Origin of the sequence: Microbacterium sp. Leaf320 (assembly GCF_001423485.1) — a bacterium.
Classification (GTDB): domain Bacteria; phylum Actinomycetota; class Actinomycetes; order Actinomycetales; family Microbacteriaceae; genus Microbacterium.
Genome location: NZ_LMOD01000002.1, coordinates 772896 through 788174 on the forward strand (window position 1 = coordinate 772896; position 15279 = coordinate 788174).

15 protein-coding genes and 1 tRNA gene are annotated in these 15279 nt (G+C 68.9%); 11 read left to right on the forward strand and 5 right to left on the reverse strand.

All coding sequences use genetic code 11. The features are described 5' to 3' along the window. Positions 1–227: 227 nt before the first annotated feature. Both ASF63_RS08585 and ASF63_RS08590 read right to left on the reverse strand, forming a co-directional pair. Complete coding sequence (locus tag ASF63_RS08585) at positions 228–1007, reverse strand: hypothetical protein (protein ID WP_056512033.1); 780 nt, start codon at positions 1005–1007, stop codon at positions 228–230. Between the two features lie 87 nt (positions 1008–1094). Beyond that, positions 1095–1168, reverse strand: a tRNA-Gly gene (locus ASF63_RS08590). A gap of 93 nt (positions 1169–1261) precedes the next feature. Between ASF63_RS08590 and dcd the strand changes: the two genes are divergently transcribed. The 3 genes from dcd to ASF63_RS08605 are packed head-to-tail and all read left to right on the forward strand — an operon-like array spanning position 1262 to position 2562. After that, on the forward strand, positions 1262–1867 hold the full coding sequence (gene dcd / locus ASF63_RS08595) for a dCTP deaminase (RefSeq protein ID WP_042536862.1): 606 nt from the start codon (positions 1262–1264) through the stop codon (positions 1865–1867). 1 nt (position 1868) lies between these two features. Next, positions 1869–2342: a hypothetical protein gene (locus tag ASF63_RS08600; RefSeq protein WP_056512036.1), complete on the forward strand. Its 474-nt coding sequence runs from the start codon at positions 1869–1871 to the stop codon at positions 2340–2342. Position 2343: 1 nt separating this feature from the next. Then, positions 2344–2562 carry a DUF2283 domain-containing protein gene (locus tag ASF63_RS08605; RefSeq protein WP_056512039.1) on the forward strand — a complete coding sequence of 73 codons (219 nt, stop codon included), beginning with the start codon at positions 2344–2346 and terminating at the stop codon, positions 2560–2562. Positions 2563–2673: 111 nt separating this feature from the next. Here ASF63_RS08605 and ASF63_RS19420 read toward each other — a convergent pair whose 3' ends face one another. Continuing rightward, the gene (locus ASF63_RS19420) at positions 2674–3534 is read right to left on the reverse strand and encodes a hypothetical protein (RefSeq protein WP_056512042.1); all 861 of its coding nucleotides are present in this window, start codon (positions 3532–3534) and stop codon (positions 2674–2676) included. 105 nt (positions 3535–3639) lie between these two features. Between ASF63_RS19420 and ASF63_RS19425 the strand changes: the two genes are divergently transcribed. Both ASF63_RS19425 and ASF63_RS08625 read left to right on the forward strand, forming a co-directional pair. Further along, a complete protein-coding gene (locus tag ASF63_RS19425; RefSeq protein ID WP_235560747.1) occupies positions 3640–4212 on the forward strand; it encodes a MarR family winged helix-turn-helix transcriptional regulator in 573 nt (190 codons plus the stop codon). 149 nt (positions 4213–4361) lie between these two features. Continuing rightward, positions 4362–5900, forward strand: a complete 1539-nt coding sequence (locus tag ASF63_RS08625; protein ID WP_056512050.1) for an HNH endonuclease signature motif containing protein — start codon at positions 4362–4364, stop codon at positions 5898–5900. A gap of 5 nt (positions 5901–5905) precedes the next feature. Here ASF63_RS08625 and ASF63_RS08630 read toward each other — a convergent pair whose 3' ends face one another. Then, positions 5906–6859 carry a cation diffusion facilitator family transporter gene (locus ASF63_RS08630; RefSeq protein ID WP_056512057.1) on the reverse strand — a complete coding sequence of 318 codons (954 nt, stop codon included), beginning with the start codon at positions 6857–6859 and terminating at the stop codon, positions 5906–5908. Between the two features lie 21 nt (positions 6860–6880). Beyond that, positions 6881–7714 (reverse strand): DUF1684 domain-containing protein, encoded by an 834-nt coding sequence (locus ASF63_RS08635; RefSeq protein WP_056512059.1) that lies wholly within the window; start codon positions 7712–7714, stop codon positions 6881–6883. 194 nt (positions 7715–7908) lie between these two features. On the opposite strand from ASF63_RS08635, the gene ASF63_RS08640 reads away from it, so the two are divergent. The 6 genes from ASF63_RS08640 (at position 7909) to ASF63_RS08665 (ending at position 15264) form a co-directional block, all read left to right on the forward strand. Next, on the forward strand, positions 7909–9750 hold the full coding sequence (locus ASF63_RS08640; RefSeq protein WP_082477965.1) for an FAD-dependent monooxygenase: 1842 nt from the start codon (positions 7909–7911) through the stop codon (positions 9748–9750). A 155-nt stretch (positions 9751–9905) separates the two neighbouring features. Then, complete coding sequence (locus ASF63_RS08645) at positions 9906–11438, forward strand: ABC transporter substrate-binding protein (protein ID WP_056512062.1); 1533 nt, start codon at positions 9906–9908, stop codon at positions 11436–11438. A 117-nt stretch (positions 11439–11555) separates the two neighbouring features. Then, the gene (locus tag ASF63_RS08650) at positions 11556–12602 is read left to right on the forward strand and encodes an ABC transporter permease (RefSeq protein ID WP_056512064.1); all 1047 of its coding nucleotides are present in this window, start codon (positions 11556–11558) and stop codon (positions 12600–12602) included. Position 12603: 1 nt separating this feature from the next. Then, on the forward strand, positions 12604–13533 hold the full coding sequence (locus tag ASF63_RS08655; protein WP_056512067.1) for an ABC transporter permease: 930 nt from the start codon (positions 12604–12606) through the stop codon (positions 13531–13533). Further along, a complete protein-coding gene (locus ASF63_RS08660; RefSeq protein WP_056512070.1) occupies positions 13530–14393 on the forward strand; it encodes an ABC transporter ATP-binding protein in 864 nt (287 codons plus the stop codon). The genes ASF63_RS08655 and ASF63_RS08660 overlap by 4 nt, the downstream gene beginning before the upstream one ends. After that, positions 14386–15264, forward strand: a complete 879-nt coding sequence (locus tag ASF63_RS08665) for an ABC transporter ATP-binding protein (RefSeq protein WP_056512072.1) — start codon at positions 14386–14388, stop codon at positions 15262–15264. The genes ASF63_RS08660 and ASF63_RS08665 overlap by 8 nt, the downstream gene beginning before the upstream one ends. Positions 15265–15279: the final 15 nt, after the last annotated feature.

The following is a 15279-nucleotide window of genomic DNA, read 5'->3' on the forward strand; positions in this document are numbered from 1 at the left end:
GTACGGGGTTGCTCTCAGACGCGTGACGCTGATGGGCGTCGGAGCGTGTTGCCGACAGCGCGGGCGCGCGAGTACCGCCCGTATCCCCTTGTTCGGAGCCGGTGACGGTTCGGATGGGAGGAGATTGCGGGCGTGGCGCGAAATACTGCCCCGATACGACGATCTCACGCCGCGGCCGGGGTTCTCGCTCGCGGCGCGTGTGCAGATGCCTGATCCGGGCTGGGCGATCAGCCCAGAGTGACGCCGCGATTCAGGACGAGGATGACGACGAGGGCGGCGACGACGGTGACCACGATCCAGATGATCGGAGTTCGGAGCGCGAGGTGCTCGTGGGGCACGGAGACGCCCTTGTAGAAGAAGCTGAACATGGGCGCGAAGATCGCCAGGGCCACGATGCCCATCATCGAGACGAAGATCGCATCAGCGGGAAGAGTCATGACGGTCACCGCGTAGATCAGCACCAGGGCCCCGGTGCCGATCAGCCACGAGAAGATCCCGAAGGCGCGCATCGAGGGCTCTGTGCCGTCGGAGTAGGCGACCACGCGGGTGGCGAAGAGCCGCGACAGCCAGAGGGTGCCGGCGATGCCTACGGCCAGGGACACCCAGAACAGGATCGCCGGCGCTCCGAGCAGTTCGAGCACTTTGCCGGTGTCGCCGACGGGCGCGATGATCGCGATCATCAGGTACCCGAAGCCGGTCTGGGCGCTGGTGAATCCCAACCACATCCAGAACAACCGTCCGAATCCTGCGCCCCACAGTCGGCCTCCGAAGACGATCGCCAGGCCGAACACCAGACTGAAGAGGGGTCCGGCAGCAGCTGTCGCGATGTTCGTCGGCACGTCGGTCGCGGCGCTGTCGACCGAGGTCGCGAACAGAGTCGTGGAATGGCCCAATGCCGACGAAGTGACGAAGTGCGCGAGCTCGTGGAGGGTGACCGTCGTCATGCCGGCCAACACGAGTGCGACGGAGGAGTTGACGAGCAGCTGAGTGCGTGACGTCGTTGCCATGGGTCATGCTAACCACGGCGGGGCGACTGCGGACGTGACCGAAGCCGGCCGCCGGTTCGTGTCGCGATATACAATCCGCGCAAGTCGTGGAGGGGCTGACGGGAATCGAACCCGCGCTATCTGCTTGGGAAGCAGAAGTTCTGCCATTGAACTACAGCCCCGTACCTGCATCCGAGGAGCGGGTGAACGCCAGCCTACCCGTCTGATCCGTCATGGCCAAAGTGTCGGCGGCATGCGGCAACTAGGCTGGGGCCGTGCTTCTCAGCGACCGCGACATCAGAGCAGAACTCGCATCCGGCCACATCGGGCTGGATCCGCACGAGCCGGAGATGATCCAGCCGTCGAGCATCGACGTGCGCCTGGACCGCTACTTCCGCCTCTTCGACAACCACAAGTACCCGTTCATCGACCCGTCGGTCGATCAGCCCGAGCTCACGCGCCTGATCGAGGTCGACCCCGACGAGCCGTTCATCCTGCACCCCGGCGAGTTCGCGCTGGGGGCGACCTTCGAGCAGGTCTCGCTGGCGGATGACATCGCTGCCCGCCTCGAGGGCAAGTCGTCGCTCGGCCGCCTCGGCCTCATCACGCACTCGACCGCCGGGTTCATCGACCCCGGCTTCACCGGGCACGTGACGCTCGAGCTCGCGAACGTCGCGACGCTGCCGATCAAGCTGTGGCCGGGAATGAAGATCGGCCAGCTGTGCTTCTTCCGCCTGACCTCACCGGCCGAGAACCCGTACGGCTCCGGCCCGTACGGCAACCGCTACCAGGGGCAGCGGGGGCCGACGGCATCCCGGTCGTTCCAGAACTTCCACAAGACGGACGTCGGCACGACCGACGTCGGAGCCGTAGGAGGCTGACATGAGCGGTGACAGCAGAGATCCGTACGACCCGTCGGAGGATGCTGTCATCCCGCCGCCTCCGTTCGAGAGCGCAGTTCCGGATGCCACGATCCCGCCGCCTCCGCCGGAGTCGTCTGTTCCGGATGCGGTGATTCCGCCCCCTCCGCCGGAGTCGTCTGTTCCGGACGTCGTGATCCCGCCGCCTCCCCCCGAGGCGATGCTTCCGGCCACCCGTCGGACTCGGCCGAAGCCCGCGATCCTCACGGGCGACCAGCCCGCCCCCGTCGCAGACGACTGGGCTCAGCCGTCGGTCGCCCCCGAGGTTCCGACGTCCGGCGGATATCGCGCACTGACCTTCGTGATCTTCGCGTTCCTGCTGCTGCTCCTCGCCGCGGCGATCATCGGCGCGATCTACCTCGGGGTCACGACCTTCGGGCTGTCGGCCGTCGATTCCTCCTCTGTCGCGGCCGCTGCGGCATCCTGGACCGGGTGACGTGGGCGACCTCACCTACGACCCCGAGGTCGACGCGGCCTACGCCACGATCGGGCGGCCGATCCGGCCCGGCGAGGCGGCGCGGCAGGTGACTGTGGCGTTGCCCGACGGCATGTCCGGTGAACTCATCCTCGACTTCGATCGCGACGGTCATCTGCTCGGGGTCGAGATCCTCGGCGCATCAGGGCTGCTCCGGCCGGAGGATGTCCGCGGTCAGTGACGCACCGGGTCGCGACCGGGCCTCTTCTGATCCTGCGTCGTTCACCCGCGCGCACGCAGAAAAGCCCCGCCTGACCGGGGTCAGACGGGGCGTTCCGGTTATCGGATGCGGTCAGGCGTCGCGACCGCGGGAGAACCCGGCGTCGAAGCCGCGCTCGTAGGCGTGCTGCGCCGCGCGGGCGGTGCGGTGGTCGCCGCGGCTGTGGCCGTGGCCGAAGCCGAAGCCATGGCCGTGGCCGTGGCCGGGACCGAAGCCGTGGCTGTCGCCGTGGCCGTGGCCGCCGCGCTCGTCGGCGAAGCGGTCGTGCCCGCGGTGTCCGCGGTGCGCGCAGGCGCGGTCGGCGAAGTCGGAGTCGGTGCCGAACTCGGCATCCGCACCGTGCTCATACCCGTGGTCGCGGCCGTGCTCGCGACCCGGACCGAAGTCCGAGCCGAAGTCGCGACCGCGTCCGAACGGGCTGCCATGGCGACGGCCGAAGCCGGGGCCGAAGCCGTGTCCGGGGCCGAAGCCGTGTCCGAACCCGCGCGGGCCGAAGCCGTGGCGACGGCCGCGTCCACGGGGAAGAGGGGTCTCTTCGTCCCAGCCGAATGCGCGGGCGATCTGCTCGAGCGAGGTGAGTGTGGTGGCGAGGTCTTCGGGAGAGACGGCGTCGGTGACCTTGGCGCGGATGCCGTCGACGATGCCGCCGAGTCGTTCCTTGGCGGCGCGACCGTCGTCGGTGAGCGTCCAGCCGTCGCCATCGGCGACGACCCATCCGCGCTCGACGAGGTCGTGCAGCTTGTGGCCGTTCAGCGGGCGGCGCGCAGGCGCCGTGCCGTCGATCACGTTGAGGATCCGCCAGTCGCGGCGGCTCGCCTGCTCGCCCTCGAAGGCCGAGGCGAACTCGGCGGCCATCAGGCGGTCGACGGCCTTGATCCAGAAGCCGAACGGGCGGGGAGTGGTGTGTGTGTTCTGAGTGTCAGAGGTGTTCATGAGGTGATTCCTTAGATGTCATGGAGCATGTGCTTGTCACTATGCATGTATATGTAGTGTGACATGCAGTGCGGATGCATGTCAAGTCGCATGTAAAATCGTGGGGTGAGTGCCGAAGAGAACGACCCCACCGAGGCCATCGCCCGCGCCCTGTCCCGTCTGCGCGGACGCCGTCCGGGTGAACGCGGTCGCGGCCCCCGCGGAATGGGTGGGCCCCACGGCTGGCACGCTGGCCCGCATTCTGATCACTTCGAGCAGGGTGGTCACGATCATGGTCATGGCCACGCGCACTCGGGGCGTCCCGGCATGCCTCCGTGGATGAACGACCCGTCCGGACGCTTCGGGGGGCCGGCTCGGATGCGGATGCTCGAAGCGCTCGCGGCGGCGGCTGCGCCCTTGAGCGTGAGCGACCTCGGTGCGGCGATCGGCGTCGATCAGCCGCGCGCCTCGCGACTCGTGCAGCAGGGGGTCGCGCACGGTTTCGTGCGGCGTGAGGCGGATCCTGACGACGCGCGACGCACGCGCATCGCGCTCACGGATGAGGGCCGCAAGGTCGCGCGAGGCATGCGGGGCGAGCGGCGTGAAGCACTTGGCAAGGCGCTCGCGGCGTTCACCGAAGATGAGCGCGAGCAGCTCGCGAACCTGCTGAACAAGCTCGCCGACAACTGGGAGAGCTGAGCGCTCGGTCAGTGTCTCGCCGGCGACCGTGGCGTTCGCGATCGGCATTCCGGAACGCTGCTCCGGTGTTCCAGAATATGCTTCTGATCTGGTCGAAAAGTGCCCGATTCTGCGCTTGGAATGTCGGTGGCCCCGAGTGAGATGGAGTCATGTCATCCCGCACTCGCGCCCTTGTCGATCAGGTCGTCGCCGACCTCGATCGGGTGCTGTCCGACGACGCGCTCGCGGGGCTGTCAGACGCTGAACGGGTAGAGGTGCTGCAGGCGGCCGGCGCGGCGTTCCGGCGGGTCGAGGCCGTGGTGGTCGAGACGATCGCCTCGACGGATGCGGTGGACTTCCCGCATTCCACGGGCTGCCGCACACCGAACGAACTGCTGCAGCGCACACTGCTGACAGATGTGCGCGGGGCCACACGGGTCGAGAAGGTCGTCGCCCTGATCCGGCGGAATGTGAACCTGGTGTCGGGCGATCGACTGCCCGCGCGTTGGCCGGCGTTGCGAGAGGCGATGCTCGACGGTGCGATAGGAGTCGCGGGCATGCTCGCGGCTACCGAACCGCTCGAGAAGGTGTCGTATCGCATCAGCGTCGATGATCGGCTCGAGGCCGACATGTGCCTTGCCCGGGCGGCGCGGGGCATCAGGCCTGATCCTGCGGGTGGACCCGATGACGAGGTTCAGGGTCCGGCACCCACTCTCGAAGAGCTGAAGCTGCTTGCCGAGACGCTGGTCGCGCTGCTCGACCCCGACGGAGACGAACCCGGCGACGAGCCCACCCGCCGGCGAGGCATCACGCTCGGGCGGGTGCGTGACGGATTGCGCTCGATCAAGGGCTATCTGACGCCCGAGGTCGCCGCGCAGTTGGAGCTGATCCTCGACGCGCAGAACAACCCCAAGGGCGACGGTCCGCCGAAGCCGGGGGTGGCGTTCACGCAGGGGGAGGGTGATGCCGACGAGAACGGTGCCGACGAGCGCCGTGCCGACGAGAGCGGCGCCGACGAGCGCGGTGCCGAAGAAGATCCGTTCAACTCGGATCCGCGCAACGTGATCGACGGCCGCACGGCTGCGCAGAAGCGGCACGATGCTCTTGCCGCGGCCCTGGCGATCGCTGCACGCCACCGGGACATGCCCACGCTCGGAGGTGCGGGTCCGGTACTGGTCGTGACGGTCGATGCGAAAGACCTCGATAGCGGCACCGGGCGTGCGAGCGTCAGCGGTGCATGGGGGCAGCTGCCTGTGAGCGTCGCCGCGCACGTCGGATGCTCGGGGACCATCCAACGGGTGCTCATGGATGAAGGTCGGATCATCGGGATCACAACCACCGACCGGGTCTTCACGGTGCATCAACGGCGGGCGATCGTCGCCCGCGATCAGGAGTGCCTGATTCCGGGCTGTCATGTTCCGGCGTCGTGGTGCGAGATTCACCATGTGACAGAGCATGCGAGGGGTGGGCCGACGCATACGGATAACGGTGTGCCGTTGTGCTGGTGGCATCACCGAAGTCTCGGCAGCTCGGGGTGGGAGATTCGGATGGACGACGGTCTTCCGCAGGTGCGGGGTCCGCGGTGGTGGGACCCCGAGCAGCGATGGCACACGCCGCGACTCAGTTCTTCGACGCAGCGGCGAGAGCCGACGCGAATGCACGGGGCGAGGCAGGCGCAGAGCCCTCCTCTCTTCGCGCACGCAGGATGACGCGGCTACTGCGGCTGCTCGGGCGCGCCTGCACCCGTGCCGGATCCTGCGCCGAAGACGAGCGAGTCCTCGTCGTCGACGGAGAGGGACAGAACCACGGTCTCGACGACCTCGTGCGCCTCGATCTGCTGCTCGATCTCGCGCAGGCGTCGGGCGACATCGTGTTCCCGGGCGTCGCCGGCCAGGTCGATCTCGGCGACGATGAACAGCCGGTTCGGTCCGACGTACTCGATGTGCAGGTAGGTGAGGCGCTGGATCTGCGGCGAACCGAGCAGCGCGCGCCCCACGCGGTCACGCAGCTGCGGCGACGCGTTCGAGCCGACGAGGAACGCGATGTTGCGCCCGATCAAGATGATCGCGACGACACCGAGCAGGATTCCCACGAGGATCGATCCCACGGCATCCCAGGCGGCGACCCCGGTGATCTGATGCATCGCGATCGCCCCGGCGGCGAGGACGAGACCGATCAGGGCGGCCATGTCCTCGAAGAACACCGCGCGCAACGTCGTGTCGCTGGTGTCGAGCACATAGTCCCAGGTCGACGATCCGCGCTCACGCGCGAGGCGTCGCGACTTCACCATCGCCTGCGTGAACGACGCGCCCTCCAGCACGAACGCGATGCCGAGCACCGTGTAGGCGACGGCGGGGCTCTCGACAGGTCCGGTCGCGGACAGCTCCTGCACGCCATGCATGATCGACACGATCGACCCTGCGGTGAAGATCCCGAAGGCGGCGATCAGCGACCAGACGAACGCCGCGCGACCGTAGCCGAGCGGGTGCCGCTCATCCTTCGCGCGGGCGCCACGACGATCGGCTATGAGGAGGAAGATCTCGTTGCCGGCATCCGCCCACGAGTGCGCAGCCTCCGCCACCATCGACGCCGACGATGTGAGCACCGCCGCGACGGTCTTCGCGATAGCGACGAGGATGTTGGCGAGAAAAGCGATGATGACCGTCACGCGGTCAGGCTACTCCTGCGGTCATGACGTGCGGGCGAGCGGCGTCTTCTCACCCGCCTCGACCGCGAACGGCAGCCAGTTCTCGACCGGCGCCAACGGGCACGGAGAGTAGTCGGTGTAGGCGCACTGCAGATTCCTCGCCCGATTGAAGTCCAGGATCACGCGACGGTCGCCCCCGCTCGGCAACGTCACCGCGAGAGTCCGGCTCGCGCCGTACGTGGTCACGCCGCTCGTCGAATCGCGGAACAGCAGCACCGCGGCATCCGGCCCCTGCCCGATCAGCGTGACGGTGGACTCGATGCCGTCCACGGAGAAACGCACCCTGCCCGGCGTCGCATGCACGTGCTCGATCGACGGGATCGCCGCCGCGATGTCGATGTCGCGCAGCGGCTCCGGTTCGAACACGCCCTCGACCACCCAGCGCTCATCGGGCGCGAAGGTGGGCGTGCCGGCGTACTCGGTGCGCAGCGCATGCTCCGGATGCAGCGGCCGCACGATGTCCCGGCCGCCGCGCTTCGAGACCTCGACCACGGCGTCTTCGAAGCGAGCCCGATGGAACGTGCGCTCGTCGATCACGCCCCACTGGTGCACCCCTCGCACCGCGGCGCCGTCGACATCGAGCACCTGTCCGGCGTCGAGCTGCACGATCACGCCCTCCGGGCCCGTCGTCCAGGTGCCGGGCACGTCGTCGAAGCGCTGCGGCTCCTCGCTCAACAGGTTGAAGCTCGTGTACGCGAGAAAACTGTGCGGGGTCCGCCGCTGCGCCTCGATCCCGTCGTGCCACTGCTGCCACTCCTGCACGAAGTCGAAGTCGAAGGCGGGAGCGGGTGTCGTCCCTGTGTCGGTGATCGTCATCTCTGTCCTCCGGTCCGATGCGATGTGCGGCTCACAGTAGCCAGCGCGGCTTCGGCGGCGGCGCCGGCTGTCGGCCCGTGTCGTCCGGTGACGCCGCATGACGCGCGCAGAAGTTCTGTGACACCGCAGACCCATGCGCCGCGGGTGAGGCGAATGATGATCTGCATTCCCGACCCCAGCCTGGAGGTTCCCCCATGGTCGCCCAGAACGAGATCAGCCGCGGAGAGCGGCACGTCGACACGGTGCTGCTCGCACACGGCACCCCGCCGCAGGAGGTCGAGGTCCTCGTCGTCGGTGCGGGGCCGTCGGGTCTCGCGACCGCGCTCGAGCTCAACAGGCAGAAGGTCGACGTCGCCGTGGTCGATGCGGCGACCTCGTTCCGCCTGATCCGAGCCGGGGCGATGGGGCACAGCGCCCGCACGGTGGAGTTCTTCCAGCAGTGGCGCGTCGAAGACCGCATCCGTCGCGGCTGGACCTTCCCGCCCGAGTGGAACCTCGGCACCACGTTCCGCACCTCCCTGATCGGCCACGACCTCACACGCCCCGGCACTCCGACCGGCCGTCCCGGCTTCACCGGCCGCGCCGAGAACCCGTACTCGCTGGCCGAATCGTTGCGCCGCCCGCAGACCGCCCTGCAGCAGGCGTTCCTCGACCAGCTGGCCGAACTCGACGTATCGGTGGCCGGCGGATGGCGCCTGCTCTCGCTGCTCGAGAGCGCATCGGGTGCATCGGGTGCATCCGGTGCATCGGGCGCATCCGGCGACCAGCAGGATGCCGGAGCACGCGACGGGGTCATCGCGACCGTCGAACATGTCGAGACCGGGGCCGTCCGTCGCATCCGAGCGAAGTACGTGGTCGGTGCCGACGGCGCCCGCAGCACCGTGCGCACTCTCGCGGGAATCGAACGGGACGGCGCCTATGCGACGGATCGGCACTTCCGCTTCGTGGTGCGCACCGAGGGCGACTACGCCGGCCGCGACCCGTTCCCGAGCGCCGTGAACGTGATCGTGAACGGCATCCACTCCGGCTTCCTCGCAGCTCTCAACGAGACCGACTGGCGTGTCTACGCGGGTCCGTACCCGCTCGAGCACACCCCCACCGAGGAGGAGCTCCTGACGCTCGCCCGCGCGGCCTTCGGCTCGGACCTCTCACTCCAGGTCGTCGACGTGACCCCCTACTTCAAGAGCACCCGGCTCGCGAAGACCTTCCGGCAGGGTCGAGTGCTGCTCGTCGGCGATGCCGCCCACGTGCGCACGCCCGGCGGCAACCTCGGCGAGGGCTTCGGCGACGTGTTCAACCTCGGGTGGAAGCTCGCGGCAGTCCTGCGCGGCACCGGCGGTGACGCCCTGCTCGACTCCTACGACCGCGAACGCCGGCCGCACAACGCCCGCGTCGGCGCCTCGGCCAAGGCGCGCGCCGACCGCACCGAGAGCAACGTCGACGAGGCCCGCAGGCTCGGATTCCCCGCAGACGACGACACGAGTCCCGAGGCCGAGGAGCGACGCGACCGCATCCGCGAGATCCTCGCCCAGGGCCAGCGTCGCGACGTCGGCGTCTATTTCGACGAGCGCTATGACGACTCCCCGGTGATCGCCTACGAGCCCGACCAGGCCGCGACCGAGACGCCCTGGGATGCCGGCGTCTATGTGCCCGGCGGTCGTCCGGGGCATCGCGCACCCAACGGCATCATCGACCCGTACGGCGTCACACTGTACGACCGCATCGGCGGCGATGTGGCCCTGCTGGTCCTCTCCGACGACGTCTCCGCGGTCGTCGGATTCACCGAGGCGGCGCGGGAACGGGCGATCAGCCTCGAGGTGATCCACCTCCCCGATGCCGGCGCACGCGAGCTCTACGGCGCCCCCTACGCGCTGGTCCGACCCGACCACCACGTCGCATGGCGAGGCGTGGACGCAGCGGATGCCGCAGCAGTCCTCGACCGCGTCTACGGGCGCACTCCCGCTCGCGACACCCTCGTGACCGCAGGCACGGATGCGGCCGCGGAGACCCCCGCGACGGCATCCGCGACCCGCTGATCGCCCGTCGTCGGAGTCCTCCGACGACGACATGTGACGCCAGGTTTCGTCGCCGGAACCTTTGTGACACCTCCCTATCGCCGCCCCTCTGACCCGCGTCAGGATGGCCACCACCCGCACCGAGACAAGCCAGACACCGCAGAACGGAACAGCTCATGACCCGCAGATTCACTCGACTTCGAACCGCAGCCGCAGCGCTGCTCGTGGGAGCCCTGGCGCTCACCGCGTGCGCCGCGACCCCGGCGTCGAGCAGCTCGGAAGACGAGGGCGGCGAGTCCGTCCTCCGCTGGGCCGCGACCCTGCCCGCCCACTGGGACCCGATCGTGCAGGGCTCCGGATTCGGCTTCAACCTGACCGCGCTCGCCTACGCCTCGCTCACCGAGATCGACGAGAAGGGCGAGGCGGCCCCCGGGCTCGCCGAGAGCTGGGACTACAACGCCGAGGGCACGGCGGTCACGTTCCATCTGCGTGAGGGGCTCGTCTTCCAGGACGGCGAGCCGCTGAACGCCGAAGCCGTCAAGCTCTACATCGAGCGGGCCAAGACGCAGGAGAACTCGGCGCTGTTCGGCGATCTGACCTCGATCGAGTCGGTCACGGCCGACAGCGAGACCGACGTCACGGTGCACCTCAATCAGGTCGATCACCAGATCCCGCTGCTGCTGGGCAAGCGCACCGCGCAGATCACCAGCCCGGTCGCCGCCGAGGACCCGGCGAAGCTCGACCAGTGGCCCGTCGGCGCCGGCCCCTTCACGGTCACCGAGTACGTGCCGGAGTCCCACATCTACTTCGAGAAGAACCCCGACTACTGGGACGCCGACAACATCCACATCGATCGTGTCGAGCTCTCGACCGCTCCTGACCCGTCGACCCTGGTCGCCTCGATCCAGACCGGTGTCTACGACTTCGCGTACGGCCTCGCCCCGGCGCAGTACGACGCCGCGACCGACGCGGGTCTCGACGTCGCGACGCACCCCGTGTACTCGGCGTCGAACCTCAGCCTCAACATCAACAAGGCGCCCTTCGACGATCCGGCAGTGGTCGACGCGGTCCGTCATGCGATCGACCGCGACGAGCTCGTCGAGAAGGTCACGTTCGGTCTCGGCTACGCCACCACTCAGCCGTTCCCCGAGGGATACATCGCCTACGACGACGAGTCCGACGACCTGTGGCCCTACGACCCCGAGGAGTCCAAGAAGATCCTCGCGGATGCCGGCTACGAGCCCGGTGAGATCGTCGTCGACTTCGTGGTCAGCGCGGATGCCGTCATCAACGAGGTCATTCAGGCGCAGCTCGCGGCCGTCGGCATCACCGCCAATATCACGGTCGCTCCCGACTGGGCGACGCCCTTCTTCGCGAAGGACCTCGTGCTCTCGACGTACGGCACCACCGGACGCGAGTCTCCGGTGCAGACCCTGACGGCGCACTTCGGCCAGGACGGCCCGCTCAACCTGTCGAGCCCGTACGTTCCCGAGGGCTTCGACGAGGCGATCAAGGTCGCCCGTGAGACGCCGCTCGACTCGCCGGACTACGCCGAGAACCTGCAGGACGCCACGCGTGCAGGACTCCAGAGCGGCGCCCTCGTCTTCACGGTGGGCACACCCACGCTCATCGTGAAGTCGCCGAAGGTCTCGGACCTGCCCCAGATCCCGGGGCAGATCAGCCTGACCGGCGTCACCGTCAGCGACTGACGCGTTCCGTCTCGCTTCGCTCGCTCGACGACCGGAGATCATCACTCCGGTCGTTGAGTGAGGAGCGAAGCACCGAGACGACACGCGCCCCGTCATCGAGAAGGTAAGGAGAACCGCATGACCGCCCTCGCCTCGGCCCCCGTGCAGAAGCCCGGTGCTGTGACCGCGAACGCCGCCGGCACGCCGCTCCGCGCCGGCGCGCACCTCGCGGCAGCGGGTCGCCTCATCGGCCATACAGTGATCGTGTTCGCGACGGTCTTCCTGTTCGCGACCTTCATCACCTTCGCGCTGCAGGGTCTCAGCGGCCTCAGCCCCGCACACCTGCAGCTCTCGGAGTCGGCGACCCCCGAGCAGGTCGCCGCCCTCGAGCATCAGTGGGGGCTCGACCGGCCGTTCATCGTGCAGTATCTCGACTGGTTCGGCGGCATCCTGCAGGGTGACCTCGGCAACAGCTGGTACAACGGCGCCCCGGTCGCCGATCTCCTCGTCTCGCGTGCCGCGATCAGCCTGTCGGTCGCCGGCCTCGCGCTCCTCATCGGCATCGTGTTCGGCTTCGGTCTCGGCGTGCTCGCCGCGGCCTACCCGACCAGCGTCCTCGACCGCTCCATCACCGGCTTCACGACCGTCATCTCGGTCATGCCGTCGTTCGTCGTCGGCATCGCGCTCGTCGCGGTCTTCGCAGTGACGCTCGGCTGGTTCCCCTCGGCCGGGTACATCCCGCTCGAACAGGGCGGTGTCAGCCTCTGGCTCTGGCACCTGTGGCTGCCCGCAATCGCCCTCAGCTTCGACACGGTCGCCGACCTCGCCAGGCAGATGCGCGTCGGCCTCATCCAGGCCTACCGCGAGAACTTCGTCACCGGCGCGCAGATGCGCGGTCTCAGCTCTCGCCGCATCTTCCTCGTGCACGCGCTGCGCAACGGCGCAGGTCCTGCACTGACGGTGCTCGGCATGAAGTTCCCGGCACTCCTCGGCGGCGCCGTGGTCACCGAGGCGATCTTCGGCCTCGCCGGCTTCGGCAAGTTCGCCGCCGACTCGGCCAACCGCGGCGACGTCCCGGCGGTGCAGGGAGTGCTCGTGATCGCGATCGTCCTGGTCGTGGTCTTCAACCTCATCGTCAACCTGCTGCTGGTGCGCCTCAACCCCGCATCGGCGAGAGGAGTCTGAGATGATCCGTCGCATCCTCGCGCTGCCGGCCGGCCGATTCGCCGCGGCCTTCCTGGTGTTCATCGCGATCCTCGCGTTCGCAGGTCCTCTGCTGGCGCCGTACGACCCGCTGCTCGGCACGCCCGAGGTGCTCGCGCACCCGTCGGCGGCGCACTGGCTCGGCACCGACTACCTCGGTCGCGACGTGCTCAGCCGCATCCTCGCGGGCGCCCCGATCAGTGTGTTCGGCGCCGTGCAGGTCGCCGTCATCGCGCTGTTCGCCGGGGCGATCCCCGGCATCCTGTCGGTGTATCTCGGCCGGGTGTTCGAGTGGCTCACACTGCGATTCGTCGACACGCTCATCGCGCTGCCGTTCCTCGTGTTCGCGGTCGCGGCGACCGCGCTGCTCGGCAACGGCATCCCGCAGGCGATGCTCACCGTCGGCATCCTCGTCTCCCCGCTCTTCTACCGTGTCTCCCGCGCGGCGACTCTGAGCGTGGCGAAGTCGCAGTACGTCGAGGCGGCGATCCTCTCCGGTGCGCGCACCGGCTGGATCGTCCGCACGCACGTGTGGTCGAAGGTGCTGCCGCCGATCGCGATCGCCACCGCCAACACGCTCGGCGTCGGCTTCGTGATCGTCTCGAGCCTGACGTTCCTCGGCATCGGCATCCAGCCGCCAGCCCCGTCGTGGGGAGGGGTGCTCGCGAGCGACCTCGGCTACCTCACCCAGCGCCCGTACGCGCCGGTCTTCACGACCGTGCTGATCATGCTCTCGGTGTGGGCGTTCAACCTGCTCGCCGACGTCATCCGCGACGTCGCGGGAGAGTCGGGCCGCACCCTGCTCACCGAGAGGGATGCCGCGCGCAGCCGCCGCACCCGCCGTGCCCACGACCGCAAGAACCCGCCGGCATCCGCATCCGCGGACGCCCTCGCCGGAAGGAGCTCGTCATGACCATCACCGCGACCGAGACCGCAGCAGCGGCGAGCGTGGAGGGCGACAGCGTCCTGCGTCTGCACGACGTGCGCATCGCCCACCGTCACACAGGTGAAGAGCTCGTCCGAGGTGTGAGCTTCGATCTGCGCCCCGGACGAGTGGTCGGCATCGTCGGCGAGTCCGGCAGCGGCAAGACGCTGACGTGCCGGGCGATCCTCGGCATCCTTCCGCGGCTGTTCGAGGTCTCGCACGGACGCGTCGAGCTGTTCGGCCGTGACATCGCCGGCTTCACGGCGCGCGACTGGGAGAAGCTCCGCGGCGTCAGCATCACCGCCGTGTTCCAGGACCCCGGCTCGTACCTCAACCCCTCGCTGCGGGTCGGCCCGCAGATCGCCGAGGCCCTGCGCGTGCGCGGCGGCCTGAAGCGCAGAGAGGCGAAGCGCCGCACGATCGCGCTGCTCGACGACGTGCGCCTGCGTGACCCCGAGCTGATCTATCGCAGCTACCCGCACGAGCTCTCCGGCGGCATGCTGCAGCGGGTGCTGATCGCCTCCGCCATCTCGCTCGAGCCGCGGATCCTGATCGCCGACGAGGTCACCACCGCCCTCGACGTCACGGTGCAGGCCGAGATCCTCGACCTTCTCATCGACCTCACCGAGCAGCACGGACTCGCGCTCATCGTCGTCTCGCACGACCTCGCGGTCATCGCGCAGACCTGCGACGACGTGCTGGTGCTCCGTCAGGGAGAGGTCGTCGAGCAGGGGCCGGCGAAGCGCCTGCTGTTCGAGCCCGAGCACGAGTACACCCGTCTCCTGATCGACGAGCACAACACCTACGGACTCGACCGCTTCCGCCGAGTGGAGGCGACCCATGTCTGAGCAGAGCGCGCCAGGGACGGAGCAGAGCCCCGCAGGGAAAGAGCAGACCCCCGCCATCCGCATCGAGGGTCTGCAGGTGTCGTACGGCACCGGCCGGCACCGCGCGCAGATCATCCACGACGCCACGTTCGAGGTGGGAGTCGGGGAGTCCGTGGGCATCATCGGCGAGACAGGGTCGGGCAAGTCGACGATCGCCAGGGCCATGGTCGGTCTGGTTCCGGCTCGAGCGGGCAGCGTGCACATCGGCGGTGAGGAGGTCACCGCCTTCGGCGCGCGGCAGTGGCGCGAGTTCCGTCGCCGCGGCTCGATCCAGTACGTCTTCCAGGATCCGCTGCGCGCGCTCGACCCCGACCTCACGATCGGCGAGTCGCTGACCGAGCCGCTGCGTCTGCAGCGGCGGCTGTCGAAGGAGCAGATCCGCGACCGCATCGACTTCCGCCTCGAGCAGGTGCGGCTGGACCGCGACCTGCTCGTGCGCTTCCCCGGCGAGCTCTCGGGAGGGCAGCGTCAGCGCGTGCTGCTGGCCAGGGCGCTCGCGACCGAACCGCGCGTGCTGATCCTCGACGAGCCGGTGAGCGCGCTGGATGCCGCCAACCGGGTGTCGATCCTCGAGATCCTGAACGAGCTACGAGCGGCGGGCACGTCGCTCGTCTTCATCTCACACGACCTCGGATCCGTCGCAGGCGTGACCGACCGCGTCGTGGTGCTCTACCGCGGCGAGGTCGTCGAGGTCGGTCGCACCGAGGACATCGTGAACGACCCGCAGCATCCGTACACCCGACTGCTCGTCGGCTCCGCGCCGAGCCTGCATGCCGGTGCCATCGACCGCGAAGAGCGGGTGCGCCTGCGCCAGGTGCTCGACGCGAGCTGACGGCAACCTCCATCG